At 38.7% G+C, this 17,435-nt stretch carries 16 protein-coding genes and 2 pseudogenes; 8 read left to right on the top strand and 10 right to left on the bottom strand.

All coding sequences use genetic code 11. The annotated features are described in order from the left end of the window. Positions 1–496, bottom strand: a pseudogene (locus AC1DVK_RS23995) (FMN-binding glutamate synthase family protein); the annotation flags it as partial. A 167-nt stretch (positions 497–663) separates the two neighbouring features. On the opposite strand from AC1DVK_RS23995, the gene AC1DVK_RS23990 reads away from it, so the two are divergent. The 3 genes from AC1DVK_RS23990 (at position 664) to AC1DVK_RS23980 (ending at position 4,184) form a co-directional block, all read left to right on the top strand. Next, positions 664–2,298, top strand: coding sequence for an acetolactate synthase large subunit (locus AC1DVK_RS23990; protein ID WP_410862375.1), 1,635 nt, complete (start codon positions 664–666; stop codon positions 2,296–2,298). Positions 2,299–2,324: 26 nt separating this feature from the next. After that, the gene (locus AC1DVK_RS23985) at positions 2,325–3,758 is read left to right on the top strand and encodes an aldehyde dehydrogenase family protein (protein WP_089363251.1); all 1,434 of its coding nucleotides are present in this window, start codon (positions 2,325–2,327) and stop codon (positions 3,756–3,758) included. Positions 3,759–4,070: 312 nt separating this feature from the next. Then, positions 4,071–4,184 carry a DUF554 family protein gene (locus tag AC1DVK_RS23980; protein ID WP_477627549.1) on the top strand — a complete coding sequence of 38 codons (114 nt, stop codon included), beginning with the start codon at positions 4,071–4,073 and terminating at the stop codon, positions 4,182–4,184. A 323-nt stretch (positions 4,185–4,507) separates the two neighbouring features. Here the strand turns inward: AC1DVK_RS23980 and AC1DVK_RS23975 are convergent, their stop codons facing one another. Continuing rightward, on the bottom strand, positions 4,508–5,095 hold the full coding sequence (locus AC1DVK_RS23975; RefSeq protein ID WP_477627548.1) for a hypothetical protein: 588 nt from the start codon (positions 5,093–5,095) through the stop codon (positions 4,508–4,510). Positions 5,096–5,129: 34 nt separating this feature from the next. Beyond that, positions 5,130–5,357 carry a hypothetical protein gene (locus tag AC1DVK_RS23970; RefSeq protein WP_477627547.1) on the bottom strand — a complete coding sequence of 76 codons (228 nt, stop codon included), beginning with the start codon at positions 5,355–5,357 and terminating at the stop codon, positions 5,130–5,132. 822 nt (positions 5,358–6,179) lie between these two features. Here AC1DVK_RS23970 and AC1DVK_RS23965 point away from each other — a divergent pair. From AC1DVK_RS23965 to AC1DVK_RS23955, 3 genes and pseudogenes are all read left to right on the top strand, one after another. Beyond that, positions 6,180–6,926: a hypothetical protein gene (locus AC1DVK_RS23965; RefSeq protein ID WP_289337727.1), complete on the top strand. Its 747-nt coding sequence runs from the start codon at positions 6,180–6,182 to the stop codon at positions 6,924–6,926. Between the two features lie 57 nt (positions 6,927–6,983). Beyond that, a pseudogene (locus AC1DVK_RS23960) lies at positions 6,984–7,206 on the top strand (glutamate synthase); the annotation flags it as partial. A 670-nt stretch (positions 7,207–7,876) separates the two neighbouring features. Further along, positions 7,877–8,284 carry an Hsp20 family protein gene (locus AC1DVK_RS23955; protein ID WP_089363248.1) on the top strand — a complete coding sequence of 136 codons (408 nt, stop codon included), beginning with the start codon at positions 7,877–7,879 and terminating at the stop codon, positions 8,282–8,284. 66 nt (positions 8,285–8,350) lie between these two features. Here AC1DVK_RS23955 and AC1DVK_RS23950 read toward each other — a convergent pair whose 3' ends face one another. The 6 genes from AC1DVK_RS23950 to AC1DVK_RS23925 form a co-directional block, all read right to left on the bottom strand. Further along, complete coding sequence (locus AC1DVK_RS23950; RefSeq protein WP_477627546.1) at positions 8,351–11,482, bottom strand: AAA family ATPase; 3,132 nt, start codon at positions 11,480–11,482, stop codon at positions 8,351–8,353. Further along, positions 11,479–12,624 (bottom strand): exonuclease SbcCD subunit D, encoded by a 1,146-nt coding sequence (locus tag AC1DVK_RS23945; protein ID WP_477627545.1) that lies wholly within the window; start codon positions 12,622–12,624, stop codon positions 11,479–11,481. The genes AC1DVK_RS23950 and AC1DVK_RS23945 overlap by 4 nt, the downstream gene beginning before the upstream one ends. 162 nt (positions 12,625–12,786) lie before the next feature. Continuing rightward, complete coding sequence (locus AC1DVK_RS23940; protein WP_410862366.1) at positions 12,787–13,215, bottom strand: DUF2621 domain-containing protein; 429 nt, start codon at positions 13,213–13,215, stop codon at positions 12,787–12,789. A gap of 80 nt (positions 13,216–13,295) precedes the next feature. Then, positions 13,296–13,601, bottom strand: coding sequence for a DUF3219 family protein (locus tag AC1DVK_RS23935; protein WP_061462734.1), 306 nt, complete (start codon positions 13,599–13,601; stop codon positions 13,296–13,298). A gap of 155 nt (positions 13,602–13,756) precedes the next feature. Next, the gene (locus AC1DVK_RS23930; RefSeq protein ID WP_089363244.1) at positions 13,757–14,233 is read right to left on the bottom strand and encodes a CcdC family protein; all 477 of its coding nucleotides are present in this window, start codon (positions 14,231–14,233) and stop codon (positions 13,757–13,759) included. A gap of 386 nt (positions 14,234–14,619) precedes the next feature. Beyond that, positions 14,620–15,327, bottom strand: a complete 708-nt coding sequence (locus tag AC1DVK_RS23925) for a cytochrome c biogenesis protein CcdA (RefSeq protein ID WP_089363243.1) — start codon at positions 15,325–15,327, stop codon at positions 14,620–14,622. 264 nt (positions 15,328–15,591) lie between these two features. Between AC1DVK_RS23925 and AC1DVK_RS23920 the strand changes: the two genes are divergently transcribed. Beyond that, positions 15,592–15,765 (top strand): aspartyl-phosphate phosphatase Spo0E family protein, encoded by a 174-nt coding sequence (locus AC1DVK_RS23920; protein WP_076368851.1) that lies wholly within the window; start codon positions 15,592–15,594, stop codon positions 15,763–15,765. Positions 15,766–16,682: 917 nt separating this feature from the next. Further along, complete coding sequence (locus AC1DVK_RS23915) at positions 16,683–17,081, top strand: DoxX family protein (protein WP_089363242.1); 399 nt, start codon at positions 16,683–16,685, stop codon at positions 17,079–17,081. A 155-nt stretch (positions 17,082–17,236) separates the two neighbouring features. Here the strand turns inward: AC1DVK_RS23915 and AC1DVK_RS23910 are convergent. Further along, a partial coding sequence (locus tag AC1DVK_RS23910) for an IS3 family transposase (protein WP_477627544.1) occupies positions 17,237–17,435 on the bottom strand: 199 nt, incomplete at its 5' end.

The raw sequence follows: 17,435 nt of genomic DNA, 5'->3' as shown, positions 1-17,435 counted from the left end.
CGGCATCATGGTCATGTAATAAGTAAGCAGACGATTCCTCATCCTCCCATTTTTCCTTTCGCTGCATAAGAAGCGGATCTCTCAATAAGATATATCTTTTAGTTATCACCTTTGTTTCTCTATCGAATTTTTCTTCTTCGGTTAATTTGGGGAACATAGCATTCCGAACAAAAAGGCCTTCTTCATCAAAATCACGTTTTGAACCAAACCCGATTACATCCCGCATATATTTTGAGCTTTTTACAATATGTTCATAATCATCTCTTGAAAATGGCTTCCCTTCAGTATCCTCGTTAAATAAATATTGCCGAAATTCCGGTCCGATTTTTTCTAAAAAATAGCGGACCCTCCCTAGTACTGGATAATTCCGTAGTATAGCGTGATGCTTCTGATTTCGGTCTAATATTAATAAATAGACTAGAAAAATGACAAGTGCTATTACAACAAGTGCAATAGTAATAAATGAAATGATAATTAAACGACTTGCGATATCCATTTTACCCCTCCTAGTAATGATTTTATTTTGTTTAATTTACTCTAACTTGAATCTCTTTATACAATGGAGCGAATATTATTGAAAAGATTTTTAATACTCAATTACATAATTTCATGTAGGCAAAGCCAACATATAGGGAAGAAATCAATGGTCGAGGAGGGAATAGTATGAAGGCATCTGATTTGTTTATAAGATGTTTAGAGAATGAAGGTGTTCAGTATATTTTCGGGATACCTGGTGAGGAAAATACGGATCTTGTTGATTCTCTAATAAGCTCTGATATTAAATTTATCTTAGTCCACCATGAACAAGCTGCAGCATTTATGGCAGACATCTATGGGCGGCTAACTGGAAAGCCTGGCGTTTGTTTGAGTACATTGGGACCGGGTGCAACCAATTTATTAACAGGGATAGGAAGTGCTTATTTGGATTATTCCCCTGTTGTTGCGATTACTGGTCAGGCGGGGCTTGATCGAATTCATAAGGAGTCGCATCAATATGTGGACATTATTGGAGTCTTTAAGGAAGTAACGAAATGGAATCAACAAATTAAGGTGCCTCATACGATTCCGGAAATTATCCGTAAAGCATTTAAGACTGCAGTCATTGAAAAGCCGGGTGCTGTTCATATCGAGCTCCCGGAAGATGTGGCAATGATGGATACAGAAGGTGAACCACTTCCGGTTACACCAATCCCTAGATCCAATCCGGCCGAAGAAGAAATCAAAAAAGCTGTAGAATTAATAAATCGCGCTAAAAAGCCTATTATTCTAGCTGGTAATGGCGTAATCCGCGATGGAGCTACGGAGTCCTTACGTAAATTTGCTGAAGAGAAACAAATTCCTGTTGTGAATTCGTTCATGGCCAAAGGAGTTTTACCTTCTAACCATCCGTTGACCCTTTTTACAGTTGGGATGCAAGCAAGGGATTATGTTCTATGCGGGTTTGATTTGGCCGATCTTATTATCACCGTCGGCTATGATTTCGTCGAATATTTGCCAAAGTATTGGAACGATGAGGCAATGAATCAGATTATTCATATTGATGCTCGACCGGCTGAGGTTGATGCTTATTACCCCGTTCAAGCTGAATTGGTCGGGAACGTAACAGAGTCACTTGAAGCATTGACCACTGATGTAGTAAAAAAAGAGCTTTGGCCAGAAGTGAAAAGATTAAGGTCTCAAATTATTGAAAAATTCCATTCTTCAGATGATGTATCAGGAAGCCCTATCATCCCTCAGCGGATTATCGCTGATTTGAAAAAGGCGGAAAAGGGAAATGCCATTGTCATTTCTGATGTGGGTGCACATAAATTATGGATGGCCCGGATGTATCAACCGGAAAAGCCTAATCACACTATCATTTCTAATGGCTTTGCATCGATGGGGATTGCCATTCCCGGTGCGATTGCGGCAAAACTGGCAAAACCTGATAAACCTGTCATTGCGGTTACAGGGGATGGTGGATTTCTAATGAATGGGGTTGAATTGGCAACTGCAAAACGTCTGGGCCTTGCCTTCGTGATAGTCATTTTCCATGATTCAAAATACGGCCTAATTGAGTGGAAGCAATTGAATAAATTTGATCGTACGAATGCGATTGAATTTACCGACCCAGACTTTTTAAGCTTCGCAAAAAGTTTTGGTGTTAAAGGAGTGAAAGTAACCCATTCCGATGAATTGCTTCATGCATTAGAAGAAGCGATTTCGAGTCAGGAAATTGTCTTGATTGATGTGGATGTCGATTATTCGGAAAATGTAAAGCTCTCGAAAACACTGGGTGATTATATTTGTAAATTATAAAACATGTAGTATTGGAGGAATGTCAGATGAAGAAAAAGTGGCAATTGTGGATCGGTGGTAAATGGCGGGAAGCTAAATCGTATGAGCCGTTATTTAATCCCCATTCAAATGAAGAAATTGCACAAATCGGACAGGCTGAGCCTGCGGATGCCATTGAAGCAATAGTTGAGGCAAATGCCGCTTTTCAGAAATACCGATCCTTCCCGGCGCATGCTCGAGCCGAAATTTTAATGAAAGCTGCAGCAATCATGGAAGAACGCAGTGAAGAACTTGCGAAAATCATTTCTCTAGAGGCGGCGAAAACGATTCGAAATGCTCGTGAGGAAATGAATCGTACGGTTCAGACCTATCGTTTTGCTGCAGAAGCGGCAAAGAACAATTATGGGGAACAAATTCCGATGGATGCAGCAGTGGGTGGGGTAAACCGTTTTGGCTTTACAATTCATACCCCTATTGGCGTCGTAACGGCGATTACCCCATTTAACTTTCCATTTAATCTTGTCGCCCATAAAGTTGGTCCAGCTATTGCGGCTGGTAATTCGATCGTGTTAAAACCTGCCGAACAAACCCCTTTGAGTGCACTGGTTCTTGCCGATATCTTTCAAGAAGCAGGGCTGCCGGAGGGAGTTTTGAACATCATTCCGGGTAAGGGAGATGTTTTAAGTGAAGCATTGACGACCCATCCACATGTAAAAAAAGTGACTTTCACAGGCAGTGTAGAGGTCGGACACCTTATCCAGCAGCAGGCAGGCTTCCGCAAGCTTACCCTTGAACTCGGATCCAATTCGCCTTTCATCATTGATGAAGGAGTTGACATCGATAAAATTATTCAACGAAGTGTGATGGGTTCATTTACGAATAATGGGCAGGTGTGTATCTCGATCCAAAGAATTTATGTCCACAAATCACTGTACCAACAATTTTTAGATCGATTCGTCAGTGCAACAAAACAGCTTGTCATCGGTTCCCCCTTGGAGGAAAATACAAATATTACAGCGGTCATTTCAAAAAAAGAATTGGAACGGTTACAAAGTTGGATAGACGAGGCAGTACAGGAAGGAGCAAAAATCGAGTGCGGCGGTACAGTGGAAGGCAATGTACTAGTGCCTACCGTCTTAACCAATGTAAATCGTGATTCAAAGGTATTTCGTTTCGAAGTATTTGGTCCAATCGTCTGTATTTTCCCATTCGAAACGCTGGATGATGCCATCAAGGATGCAAACGATTCACGTTACGGATTGAACTCAGGAGTGATGACACCAAGTATAGAACGTGCTTTCTATGCGGCAGAACGCTTGGAAACAGGTGGAGTCGTCATCAATGATATCCCAACTTATCGGATTGATAATATGCCTTATGGCGGCTGGAAGGACAGCGGTGTTGGTCGAGAAGGCGTCAAATATGCGATGAATGAGATGATGGAACAGAAGTTTATTAGCTTTAAAATAAGAGACGAATGATAGCAAGACCCTTTAGTGCTTGTTTGTATCGGCACGAATCGCTCGACCGGAATTCAAGCGGGCATTTGTTGGTACAACTTGATAAGTCAACTTTTTCCATTTTCACTGTATGGAACCTAAGAAAATTCAATTTAGCTATAGTTTAAAATGAACTCCCTTATTTAGAAAACATAGGTCATTAAGTGAAAAATGGTTAAGAATGGCATAACAAAACCACCTTTCAGATGAATACTTGATTAAGGTGGTTTTGTATGCTTGATTATAGGAAATTCCTTGTCTTGACATGACTTTAAAGAGTAACGACTTTTTTCAATAATTGATGGTTTTACTAGCATGGTTTTAGCTAGTATTTTAGGTGTTGGCRTACCCTTTTCCGAAATACCTGTGTTTCTCTACCAGGTGAAATTACAATCTATCCAAATGTAATTAAACAACACTTGTCAGAACCTTTACTTGCAGAACTAACCGCTACATGTGGAGCACCCAACTTTGTTATTGGTGAAGATAAGTAAGCAAATTCGTGTAGCTTTTTAAGATTATTACCCAAAATCTAAAGACCACCACTTCCTTGTGAAAACTTCAATTTAAATATTCTAGCGAGGTCTTTACCTAAATATATTATAATTTGTTTAATTTAATACCCATTAATATGCTCGCGGTGAAATGGTTCAAATAGGTTAAATTTGTAAATGAAATTTTTATTATTCACATTGGGATTCTCAAAAAATACTGCCATTTGCAGCCATTATTTATCTATCATTTGCCCTTGGATAAACTAACCTTCGCAGAAAAGGACTTATGAGATCCATGGTGAATAGACCGTAATCAATGACAACCATTTCATTATTCTCATTAAATCCGACATTATCTAAACGCAAATCTATTGGAATGATACCGTACCTCAGGAATTTCAATTCCAACTTGATCAGTTTCGCATATTCCATGATTGACACTTTCGTGTCCACCTTCTTCATGATAATCCAGCCCAGCCCATACTCTTTAACCGGACATAGATACTTTTTGACTTCCTTATTACAGTTATTATATATATAGGCCTCATTTGCATTGCTTATTAAGCCTACTTCTGATAATGCAATTTTTAATATATAGCCATTATTTAAATCATAGACAACTCGGTTTAAACCATACCCAATCATTTTATGCTTGATTTTTAGCGTTTTACTAGCAGTAGACACTATTTGTCTTGCGGTTTTATAAAACTGGTATGTCCACATTTGAGATATCCAAGACTCAATGGCTTTTATCTCTTGCTGGGACAGTAGTTTACTTTTATTCGGCTGATGTATCCTTTCCTTACCATTGTTAATTGGCCACATTCCATATGCGTCTCCTTTTTTTAAAAATTTGTGACTAGTGAGATGGATTTCCAGATAGATGAAAAAACAAGTACATAGAAGAATCAATAATAAACAAAGGCTGTTTTTTACCAGGTAGTGAGTGGTTGATTTCCCATCCAGATGCTCGCTTGCCGCGGGGCGGGCGGTGAGAACGCCTGTGGGGTCTCACCTGTCCCGCTGCTCCCGCAGGAGTCTCGCACTTCGCTCTAATCAACCTTAAATAGTTTCGTTTTAAAAACAACAATCTTTACGAAAAGAGCCTAAACAAAAGATTTAGTTCTGGCTGTTTATATTGGAAACTAAAGCAAAAATTAAATCCAGGTAGTAAAGACCTTTCTATTTGTTCGTTCCTAAGCCATTTTCATCATCCATTGATCCATTACCTAGCATGTCCTCAGTTTCTTAGGATTTTCCCTTGTAATATGATATGACTTTAATATAAAATCGCTTGTACTATAGCTGAGAAATCTCGCGAAAACACACCAAAGGATGGTGATGGAGAGATCAAGGCAGAAAGACCATGGTACCCCAGGTGAATTGCCAAGGCTTTTTTCTTTTTTCCCACCAGATTATGTTGCGCGAGACCATCTTGTCGTCAGATGCCCTGGAATCCGGATTCCTCCAAAAAAAACGCCTAAAATCGCTGACGGCACAAGAAGAATAGTTCCTGATCGGCAAGTTTACGCATAGATTAATAAAGCCGTTGCTCATGAAGACTGTTGCTTCCGCTAAGAGGATGGCCCGTTATGTCCCCTACATATCTCAAAAAGCCCCTTGTTGGTTTTTCTCTCCTTTTTACATTGTTTTCGCTTTTGATAAAAAGATATAACGCCCTAGTAGTCTAATTAAAGAACAATGCCTTAATAAAAAGAGAAATAATTATATTGCAACATGAATGCAGTTAATTTTTTATKCAAACTCAAACTGTGTCGATTTTCGGCAACAAGATGGGTACTCTTCCTTCATTTGCGAAAAAAAGGTATATTATAGTTTATGGCATCGATAGTTTAAGGAGTGATGAAATATTCGTAAAAGATGGACCATTTCAATAATTGCTGGATTATTGCTTATTTTTTCAAGTGTTATAGCCTTCAATTATTTCGGCAGCGATAATAAGACCGAAAAACGGAAAAATGCAGAAGCCAAGGAGTCCAAAATTCCTGAGGTACAGGAATATGGCGGGACCCATCTTGAAAGAGTCGGCGATAAGGTCCGCCAAAAAGATTGGGGAACACTCACATTACTAGAAACGAAGTCTATAAATGAGTCATTTGAATTGGCTCCAATGGCCATCACAATCAAGGATATCCGCATGATTCAATTTTCTTCACTCACAGATGAAGTAAAGGAGGAGCTCAAATCCTATACGGGATTGAGTTTTGAAGAAGCCTATTCGATATACTATAAAGAGAATTTAACCATGGAGGAAATCGATCAGCAGTCTGCCTGGTCTAAAACGGATATTGGCAAAGAGGTAACTTATCTTGAAATAACTTATTCTGTGGAAAATAAAGGTCCCAAGGAACTGCAGTTCTTCAGCATGGAACATGTTACTTTCAATGATGACCTTTCATATGATGTGCCTTCTAAAAATTTCATCCACTCCGGGGATACTTTTATGGGGACAAAAAAAGTAAGTCGATTAGATTACCAACCAGGAGAAACAAGAAAAGGCACAATTGGCTTATTAGTCGATTCCGAAGAAAAAATCGACGGGCTCAAGTCCTTTTCATTCACTACCGACGATATAGCAGATGGTGAGTCTCACGAATTATTGGTGGATGGGACTTCATTTGATGTTCACCTATAAGGAAAGTAGTTTTATCGAGAGAACACGAATACTTGCAGCGGGATTGGGGGACGAATCATATTGGAGAAAGCAATAATTATCGGAGGAAGCATCGCAGGGAAACAGCTGCCAAGCCCTATCACATACTTTTCGAGAATTAATCATCTTGGAAGCAGGTGAAAGATGGACGGAAAAAGCCGCTAGGCAAAAGAGTGCCATAAGCTACCATCCTCATGTTTTATTAAAAGGAGGAGAAGCAGCAATTGAGAAATTGTTTCCACACTTCTTTGATCGATTAATAGCGCCCCCCTCCACCTTTTTCACCCTAAAGTAAGGTTTTCTATTTTGACCAATCAGAAGAAAAAGAGTAAGAAGTCGACATCCTATGAAAAGCTAATCTACAAATATCGTGATCTCTTTCAATCAATAAATGCAAGCAATCGGGCGCTTTAAAGAGCGTCTTTTTGGGTTATGGTGCCTTTACAGCAACAACAGCAATTTCCACTATATCGGGAAGTGATAAGAGGGCGTATTTTCTTCATTAAGATTCCAATACGAGGCGGCGGTGAGTTATTTAAAAATTACATTCCTTATGATATTTATAACTGTACTAACAAGGATGGAGCTTGTTCATTTCGACAGCAGTAAAGCCTAATTTTGAATATTAAGATGGAGGTGACACGTTATAGATCAAAATGATCATGTAAATAAAGAGATGACCAACTCATTTAGAATTTTGTCATCACTGTTAGCTTCCTTCTACTTTATGATTCCCGTTAATACACACACAGCCCTCGTTCCTGTGCTTTGGTTACTTTTCTAAAAATCGTTGGATACTTTTTATACATTGATATTCCTGCATTTTTTGAACCACGTTTTCCTGTATCTTTCCATCATCCATTTTCACTTTATCAATCACCACATTCATAATTCAACATATAATACAACAAAGGAAAACCGGGGGTATCAACATGCAAGACAATCAACATGGATTGCAAATGAATGAGGTTGAAAAGTTTGATGAATGGGTAAAAAAGTTTTTTCTGGACCCGGAAACTTGTGCGTTGGATCATCAACTTTTTTCAATTGATATATACGAAAGTGACGATGAGTATATGGTGGAAGCGGTTTTGGAAAATCATGATGTGAAAGATATTAAAGTTTGTTTACGTGATAATGAGCTATCGATCATCGTTGATGATACTCATAAGCCATTACTTGAAAAAAAAGCGGATACAATACCCACACAGAGAAAAATCCCTTTCCCCTTTTCGATTTGCTCACGCAGAATTACCGCTGAATTCTCGAATCCGATTTTGGTGATTCGCATCCATAAGTTTTCCCCCGGAAAAACAGCTGAAGATATTAACATTGAGTAGTTCGTTCATAAAAATAAAAAGAATGGCCTAGGGACCACTTCCCCCTTAGCCATTCTTTTTTCTTGATTAACCAGCAAAATAAAAGGACGTCCGACTTCCTTTTTGTGTCGAAATGACTTGAAGCTGGGCATCGATTCTTTCTTTCAATTCCGGGACATGGGATATTATCCCGACCAATCTCCCGGTGCTTTGTATATCCATTAATGCTTCAATTGCATGATCAAGAGATTCAGGGTCGAGCGTACCGAAACCTTCATCGATGAACATCGTTTCAAGTGAAATTCCGCCAGCATTCTGCTGGACAACATCCGCAAGACCCAAGGCAAGTGCAAGGGAAGCCTTAAAGCTCTCTCCTCCCGAAAGGGTTTTGACATGCCTCTCTTGTCCTGTATATTGATCATACACAGATAACTCCAGACCGCTCTGGATATTCCTTCGTGTAGGATCAAGCTTTCGCAATAACTGATATCTTCCGCTTGTCATTTTCAGCAGCCTTGAATTGGCTTCTTTTAAGATATCATCTAAAAAGGCTGCCAGTACATAACGTTCAAAAGTTATTTTAAAGGAGTTTTGACCTTTGGAAATCTCAGACAGATGACCGACGATACTGTACCTTTCATCCAAACTTTTCTGTTCTTCCCTAATTTGCGCCAATTTCCTTTCGATTTCTTCGTTAGTCCGTTTTTCAGCCTGAAACTCATTTTGTTTTTGGCGTAACGACTCCAATTCTGCATCTATGAAATCGAATGTCTTTTTCAATCCTTCAAGATCCGGTTTGGTCACATCTTTTAATTTCATTTCCAAATCATGAAACAGACTTAAAACACTTTGCCAATTTTGATTATACTGCTGAACTTGATCCTCCAAATTTCCAAGAGCAGCTTCCGATATTTTTGCTGCCGTATATTCTTTATAATTGGAAAAACCTTGATTGGTCATATCCGCAATTAACTTTTCCCGCTCCTCTTTCAATTCTGTATTTAAAGCCTCGATATTTCCACTTAGGGATTCTTTTTTTGCACTGATGGCCGATTCTCTTTCCTTCACCATTTGAAGGTTTTTTTGTGCATTTTCCAAGGCCGATTGTAAGCGTTTCTGCGTATTTACAGCCATTAGATAAGCTACATTATATTCTTCCTCTGTCCGTATTCCGTCTGGCAGGGAATCGGTTAATCCTGTCAGTTTTGTCGAGTTTTCAATATACCTGGTTTTCCCTTGGTCCTCTTTTCTCTCTAAAGAAATCAGATTTTCCTTTAGCTCGGATGCTTTCTCTTTTAAATCCAGCAACCTTTTTTCCAGATCATTTAATACTGACTTTTTCCGCATCAATTCTTTTAGCTGTTCTTGCAGCACTTTTCCTTTTTGTACAAACTGCAGCAAATGCTCATTAATATCTTCATTCCTAAACTCCGGCATGTCATTTTGTAAGTCACTTAGCTTCTCTTGTGAAGACTCCAACAATGCGTCATATTTGGATTTCGCCTGATAATATTCACTTTCGGCTTGGCTTTTTTGTTGTTCCGCCGTTTTCAGCTTGTTTTCTTGCTCTTTCATCTCCAAATCCGTCGGCATATGCTCATGCATCTGTGCTGGTTTTGGATGACTTTGTGAACCGCACACAGGACAATTTTCTCCAGAGTGCAGCATGGAAGCAAGCATACCCGCTTGGCCTGATCGCCAGTTTCGGTTCAGGGTTTCCAGTTTTTCCTTCTCCTGAATTTGTATTCTTTGTAACTCCTGGAACCGATTATTCTTTTCATCCAGCACTCGTTTCGTATTCTGGATATCATAAAGAACTTCTTGAAGCTTTTTAATTTTCGATAAAGCTGAATGATTTCTTTCTGCTTCAATTTCCTGATCACGATAAAGAACAGCCGCTTTTTCCGCTTCTGTTTTTTCTTGAGCGACTTTCTCAGCTTCCACTTCGACCGACAGATGTTCCGAAACAGTTTTTTCACGAAGTCGTTTACAAGTTTGCCACTCTTTTTCATCTAAGGTAACCTGTGCTTTTAAGCTTGCAAAAGTCATGACAGCCTCTTTTACCTGCTCAAGCTGATGAACAGCTCGGACTGCCTGCTCTCTTTCATTTTCCTTCAACATTTCCTTATCATAGCAATCCTGCTTCTCAATGCGCTCAGTTCGTAACTTCTCGGACTGCTCGCTTAACTTTTGAAGTTCGGCATTCGCATCTTGCACTTGTTTGCCAATTCGCAAATAGTATTGTTCCTGCTTTTCAAGTGATGCCGCTTTGTGTGCCATTTTCATTTGGACTTTCACTAGTTCCATTTCTGGCAGCTTTTCTTCAAGGGCCTCTTTTTCTTTTCGAAGTTTTTCTTTTTCCGAAAATCGATTTAATAAATCGACAGCTTTTGAAAGTTCTTGATTTACTTGATCACGAGCTTTTTGCTTTTCCTGTATTTGTTTATTTACATCCTCATTTTTTTCTGCCGCTGCCAAAATGACTTCCTGTAACAGTGGTAAGATCAGCTGTTCGTTAGGCACCTCCGCTTCCAATTGTGCCTGCAATTCTACATGATTACCAGGCTGGATGCCTTTCATTAATTCAATTCTCCTCTGAGCGCTTTTTTCACTTTGCTTTCTAAGGATGGTAGCCTCTTCTTTTAATTTTTCTTCGATTCGTTTATAAAGTTCAGTATGAAATAATTTTTGGAGAATCTGTTCTTTATCTTTGCTGTCGGAAGTTAACAGTTTTCGGAATTCATTTTGTGGAATCATCAGGATTTGCCGGAATTGATTGGCATCAAGTCCAATGAGTAATTTGATTTTTTCCTCAACCTCACGCACATTCGCACCAAGCAATTTTTTTCCTTCAGCCAATATCTCATATAATTCAGCCTTTGCTCCAACCGTTGTCGTTCCTTCTCCTGCTTTTTTCTTTCGTTCCTGCTGCGGTGACCGGGTCACCCAATACGTTTTCCCACGCAGGGTAAATTGCAGCGAGACTTCCGTCATCACATCATCTTCAGCAAACTGACTCCGTAAATCTTGCCCGCTTCGGTCTTCACCACTGGCTTTTCCATAAATCGCAAAACTGATCCCATCAAATATCGTTGTTTTCCCTGCGCCTGTCTTTCCAGAGATGACAAACATGGTCCGTTCTCCAAGGGAATTAAAATCGATGGTTTCCCTCCCTGCATATGGTCCGAATGCCTGCATCGTTAAAATATGGGGTCTCATTTCAAAGCCTCCTCTTTCTTCACGGCTTCAATTACCGAAACCATCAAATCTTGCTTTTGAGAATCAAAGTCCCGATCTGTCATTTCTTGATAAAACGTTTCGAACAAGTCCAATTCTGATTTCCGTTCATCTTTTACAGAAGAGAAGGATTTTTTTCTTCTAAGGTCGGTCAAATCCCATTTTCGTTCCAGATGAAGTACATTCGGGTAAATCTGGCGCAAACGATTAATCGGATCGATGAGTGACCCCTCGTCATTTAATGTTATTTTCAAGTAGTCATCCTTTTTTTGCAATTGATAAAAAGCGGAATCTAGTAACTCTTCCATCGTTCCGGATATTTCCCTCATATCCAGCTTGGGCGCCAAAGATCGATAGCGTATATCGAAGCTACCATCTTCTTGCATATCGACAATGGAAAGCGACTTATTTTGCTTGGCCTCAGAAAAAGAGTATTTTAATAGTGATCCAGAGTAAAACACCTTTGGATGACGTATCGCGTCAGGACTATGTAAATGTCCAAGTGCCGTATAATCGAACGCATCGAATAAGTCTGATGAAACACATCCGGAACCACCTACTGACAAAACTCGCTCTGAATCGCTCGTTTTTCCGCCTAATACAAAAGCATGTCCTACGAAGACATTCGGTTCATCCTTATTGAAAGTCTCTGCAATCATTCCGGTTATCCGCTTCATCGCTTCTTGATGGGAATGGATACTTTCATCTTCAAAAAGATGGCGAACCGTTCCAGGTTCTGCATATGGAACACAATAAAAATTCACTCCCTTAATGCGAACCGGCTCAAATGTTTTTGTCAATTTCCCATGAATGTATAACTGACTATGACGATACCATGATGAACCAAATGCAAGCCTTTCCGCAGAATCATGGTTTCCCGATATTGCAACGATTGGTGTATTCATTTTCACATTAATCGTATAAAGGATTTCATCAAGAAGCTCCACAGCTTCAGTCGGCGGAACCGAACGATCATAAAGATCACCGGCAATCACAACCGCATCAGGTTTTTCTTCTTCAACAATTTCTATGAATTGCAAAAGGGCATGCCTTTGGTCACCCGTCATATGTACCCCGTGTACGATTTTCCCTAAATGCCAATCAGCCGTATGGATAAATTTCATAGTTTCACTCCGTCCTCACTTTTACTTACTATTATTATATCAAAAATTTAAAGAATAGCATGGCTTGGGTACAAACGTTCTAATTATTACCACACTGTCCCATTCTTTTCAATTATTCAGAATAAAAAAAGGCAAACTCAAAAGAGTCTGCCCTTTTCATCATTAGCTGAATAAGTGTTCATATGGACCCATATTCACTTTTCTTTCAGCTAATTTTTTTTGCAAAAATTTATGGTCACGTTTTGGTGTGGCAATGATATAGCCGCGTATCACTAGATCTTCCGTAATATCGCCCACTTTTTCCTTTAACGCCAACTCTCCGATTTTCCCCGCAATTTTATGGCGTGCAACATCACGAAAAAGTTCCGGTACAGGGCTCACTAAATCTTCGAGTAATTCCTTTTGTTGATTTGACCATAAGTGCTTTGTTTGGTCCAAATAGTATTCTTCCCAATCCATATCGGATTTCCCGTCTTCTTTGGGGAATCTTTTCAGGAACTTTCGAAACATGAAAAAGCCACCTATGCTCATCAAAATAATTAAAAGGGCTACCCAAAATAGAATAAACCATAAAAACCATCCACTAAGCAAAGTACCACCTCATATGTATAGAATGATCGTCACTATTATTATAGACAGTAACCCATATCTTTACAAGACTGGCAATGTAATCATTCCGGATCGTTCACTTCCAGCAAGACCAGTGAAAAATCCCCTACGGCATTTTCTTCATATAGATTCGTGACCGAAGTCGCATAGTTAAAGATCTCTGCTCGAAATTCCTCGTTTGACTGAGGAATCTTTAAATCAAATACCATTTGATAAAGCAGTGTTGTAATATCATGATATTCACTATTTGTAACCTTGAAATTAAAACTGACTTTTCTGATTTCTCTTCCTTCAGAATCCTTTACATTTTCAGTAAGAAAATCAGTAACATGCAGTGGAACATCATTTAAAATGACCTCATCTACCATTTTATCAACATCTCCTTTAAATGTGGTTAAAGCCATGTTATCACTAGGGTTCTTCCTGCGCCAATGATTCAGCCTCGAAAAGCTCAAAAAACCTGAGTCATTATGATATCGACTCAGGTTTCCTGGATTATCCCTTTGATCCTATTTTACATGTATCACACCATATTACTTCCACTTAAACTGGCAGCTTTGACTTTTTTGTATTGATATAGCATGGCAATTCTCCATGGAACGATCATAGCAAATGCAAGTAAGAAAAACATACCACTCAAGACGCCGACTTCAATCGTGCTTCCCAGCATCAGTTTCGCCACCAGCCGTATCACCATGAGACCAATCAATATGAATATAAACGCTTTAGAGCGCAGGATATAAATTTTTTCATCTCTAACTTCGAATTTGGATGTTTTAATTAATAGGATGGAAAACAACATCCCTGCAACAAGAGCCTCCAATAATTCATATCGAGTGACCCGGAACATTGGAAAAATAAACATCAAAGCACCCGTACTCATAAACACCGGCGGTAAGATGATTTTCTTTTCGTTCACTGGTTTTTTCGTTTCCTTCATCCGTAACATGAAAACACCCATAGCCATCACAATCGCTATACCTGTTGATATATATATCATCAAACCATCCCTTTTAATTAAAAATAGGTAAGTACCATTAAAAATTATATATGACTTCAATGAATAAACAAAGTATATATTACCTATTTGAGATAAACAAGGAGCGTGTTTTTAATTTAGCGACCTATTGATGGCATTTAATACCCTGCTCTCGACAAAAGGCTTGACGATAAAAATCTTTCGCCCAAGCTACAACAACCATTTTTCTGCTGACCCATCGAGCATATAATTATATCCTTTGCAGCCCAAATTTTCTTCTTAATTTCTTCATGATTGGCATGGTAATATCCATCGTCACCAGTTCGAATCAAATTTCGACCAGCACAATAAAACCTAATCAAGGAAACTCCCATTAGAATAATTTTGAAAAAATAACTTATTATGGACTAAAACCCCGTAAAGCCACCGAATAGTCTAGACAGGACTGCTATTATTTTGGTCATCCAATTAAAAAACAAAATCACACCCATTACAATCATTAAATATCCGCCAATCTTCATGATGTATTGGCTGTACTTTTTGATCCATTTCAATTTTCCAACAAAGAAGGATAATATGAAAAACGGGATGGCAAAGCCTAATATATAGGCAGTCATATAACTCATGGCAGCGCTAGAGTTAGTCGCACCCAAAGAGATGACAGCACCCAATAGTGGGCCAGCACAAGGCGTCCATCCAGCCGCAAAAGCAAGTCCGATAAGAATCGAACCTATATATCCGCCAGGTCGGTTTTTAAATTCAAAACGACTATCCTTCATCAAAGATTTCGGCTGAAAGATTCCTACAATGAATAATCCAAAAATAATAATCAGGATCGCACCAATCTGACGAATCAGTTCTTTGTATTCCGAGAAAAAAGAACCTAAAAAGGTCGTACTAAAACCAATTGCAATAAAAACTAGAGAAAATCCAAGAAGGAAGAATAGAGTATGCAGCATACTTCTACTTTGGAGCATGGCGTTCTCGGATTTGATTTCACCAACACTCATACCAGTGATATAAGATAAAAAGGCTGGATAGAGCGGTAAGCAGCATGGCGAAATAAAACTCAAGAAGCCCGCCCCAAAAGCTAAAAACATATTAATATCATTCAAATGAGCTCACTCCTATGTATGTCAACCTATAAACATTGTAACAAATAAGATAAAAAAATACATTTATGGAACTGTGAATATTTAATGACAACTAAATGCCAAACATTTAAAGGAGAAGGGGGCCACTGCTTAATTTTCATTAAGTTAACTTATTTGAATTCATTAGTCCGAGCCGATATAATTGTTATATTCATACAAATTTTACAACAGAACACATAAATAAAGGGTACCATGAAAAAATGTTGGGGCCAGAAAGGAAATATAATGGCTAAAAAGAATGAATTTCTCGAACAGATTGAATTAAAGAGAAATGAACTTATCAAGATTGTCGCTAAAGATGGTTTAAACTCCCATGTTGCCGTTGAATATAGCCAGCAACTTGATCAATTATTAAATAAATATAATGAACTTTTTTATAAAACTGGTACAGGTTTTTAATCCCGTTCATCTCCCATTGATAACCACCCATGTTATTATATGATTTATTTTACCGGTCAATCTCTCCTTTTTCGATTCTTTCTCCATTCGAATACATAAGAATAAACTTTTCTTTCTATATAAAAAACAGGCAAACGCTACGGGCGCACTGCCTGTTTTTGCATTAAAAAGGATGCACATTTCAACATTAACATCGTGTGTCGGTTCTAGTTTGTCACAACAGGAACAATAGGAAATCCAGCTAAGATGGAAGCACCAACCGGATTAATAGTCAAAAGACTTCCTACCTTAGTTCCACCCTTTAATATAAGGGAAACCAATCATATTGCAAATGTTCATTATTTAAGGCTCTTTTCGTAAAGATTGTTGTTTTTAAAACGAAACTATTTAGGTCGATTGGAGCGGAAGTGCGAGACTCCTGCGGGAGCAGCGGGACAGGTGAGACCCCACAGGCGTTTACGCCGAGGAGGCCACCGCCCGCACCAAGGAAAGCGAGCATCTGGAGGGGAAATCAACTACAACTCACTACCTGGTAAATAGCAACAAAGTATGTGAAAACAGCCTTATTTAAACATCTTAAGTAATGAGCGGCCTGTGTTCTTAAATAATTCCTTAATTGTACTTTCAGGTCGGCGCCCTCGTAAATAAAATTGAATTCTATGTACTTATCACGAGTAAAAGTGTGAAAATCACGAGTAATTACTTAAATCACATCTCCCTTTAATATAGAAACCTCGTTCCCTTTTCCCCACAGCAATCATTCAAATGTAAATTAAAATTATGTTGACAAAACACTCAAATTACATTATCTTTAATTAAAGATATTTTAACTCGAGATAAAAACCTATGTTTTTTTAAAATCAAATCTCGAATTAAAGATATCTTTAATCAAAATAAAATTTCAGGAGGCATCATAAATGATTGGTATAGGTTTATTAGTTATACGTGTAGTAATCGGGTTATCGTTTGTTGGACATGGAGCTCAAAAATTGTTTGGATGGTTTGGCGGTCATGGCTTGAAAGGCACAGGAGGCTGGTTTGATTCGATCGGGATGAAGCCAGGAGTTACGATGGCACTATTTGCTGGTCTTTCAGAGTTTATTGGAGGAGCTTTATTTGCTTTAGGTCTCCTTACACCCTTTGCAGGTATATTAATTGCGCTTACAATGCTCGTTGCGATCGTTAAAGTCCATGGAGCCAATGGCTACTGGGCAACTCAAAACGGTTATGAATATAATCTTGCCATTCTTGCAGTGGCGATTGGCGTTGCGATAACCGGAGCTGGACCATACTCACTTGATACCTTTCTATTTTAAGATGAAAAATTAATCATTACGAAAACATGGAGTGGATTCGCCCCACTCCGTGTTTTTTTCATCCCGGCATCCTCTTGCAGGGGAAGTGAATGTCAACAAAAAGAAGACCTGATCTGCACATAACCCTGTCAAGTAGACAATAAAAAAAGAGTATTTCAAGCTGCGGCCTTTTCTCGATATTCAATCGGGGAAAGGCCGTTAAATTTTTCCTGGAAGCGATCCGTATTGTAGAAGTCTATATACTCCTGAATAGCTACATAAGCTTCCTCTGCTGTTTTTGGACATACCAAATATAACTTCTCTGTTTTTAAATGCGAGAAGAAACTTTCTATACAAGCGTTATCATGACAATTG

This window comes from Peribacillus sp. P4_B1, assembly GCF_056402395.1.
Note: the sequence above shows the minus strand (reverse complement) of the source record. Positions and strands in the feature narration are given on the sequence as shown.

Coding starts and splice junctions, on each gene's coding strand:
- AC1DVK_RS23990 (WP_410862375.1), top strand. CDS start 664: ATGAAGGCATCTGATTTGTTTATAAGATGTTTAGAGAATGAAGGTGTT.
- AC1DVK_RS23985 (WP_089363251.1), top strand. CDS start 2,325: ATGAAGAAAAAGTGGCAATTGTGGATCGGTGGTAAATGGCGGGAAGCT.
- AC1DVK_RS23975 (WP_477627548.1), bottom strand. CDS start 5,095: ATGTGGCCAATTAACAATGGTAAGGAAAGGATACATCAGCCGAATAAA.
- AC1DVK_RS23955 (WP_089363248.1), top strand. CDS start 7,877: ATGCAAGACAATCAACATGGATTGCAAATGAATGAGGTTGAAAAGTTT.
- AC1DVK_RS23950 (WP_477627546.1), bottom strand. CDS start 11,482: ATGAGACCCCATATTTTAACGATGCAGGCATTCGGACCATATGCAGGG.
- AC1DVK_RS23945 (WP_477627545.1), bottom strand. CDS start 12,624: ATGAAATTTATCCATACGGCTGATTGGCATTTAGGGAAAATCGTACAC.
- AC1DVK_RS23935 (WP_061462734.1), bottom strand. CDS start 13,601: ATGGTAGATGAGGTCATTTTAAATGATGTTCCACTGCATGTTACTGAT.
- AC1DVK_RS23930 (WP_089363244.1), bottom strand. CDS start 14,233: ATGATATATATATCAACAGGTATAGCGATTGTGATGGCTATGGGTGTT.
- AC1DVK_RS23920 (WP_076368851.1), top strand. CDS start 15,592: ATGGCTAAAAAGAATGAATTTCTCGAACAGATTGAATTAAAGAGAAAT.
- AC1DVK_RS23915 (WP_089363242.1), top strand. CDS start 16,683: ATGATTGGTATAGGTTTATTAGTTATACGTGTAGTAATCGGGTTATCG.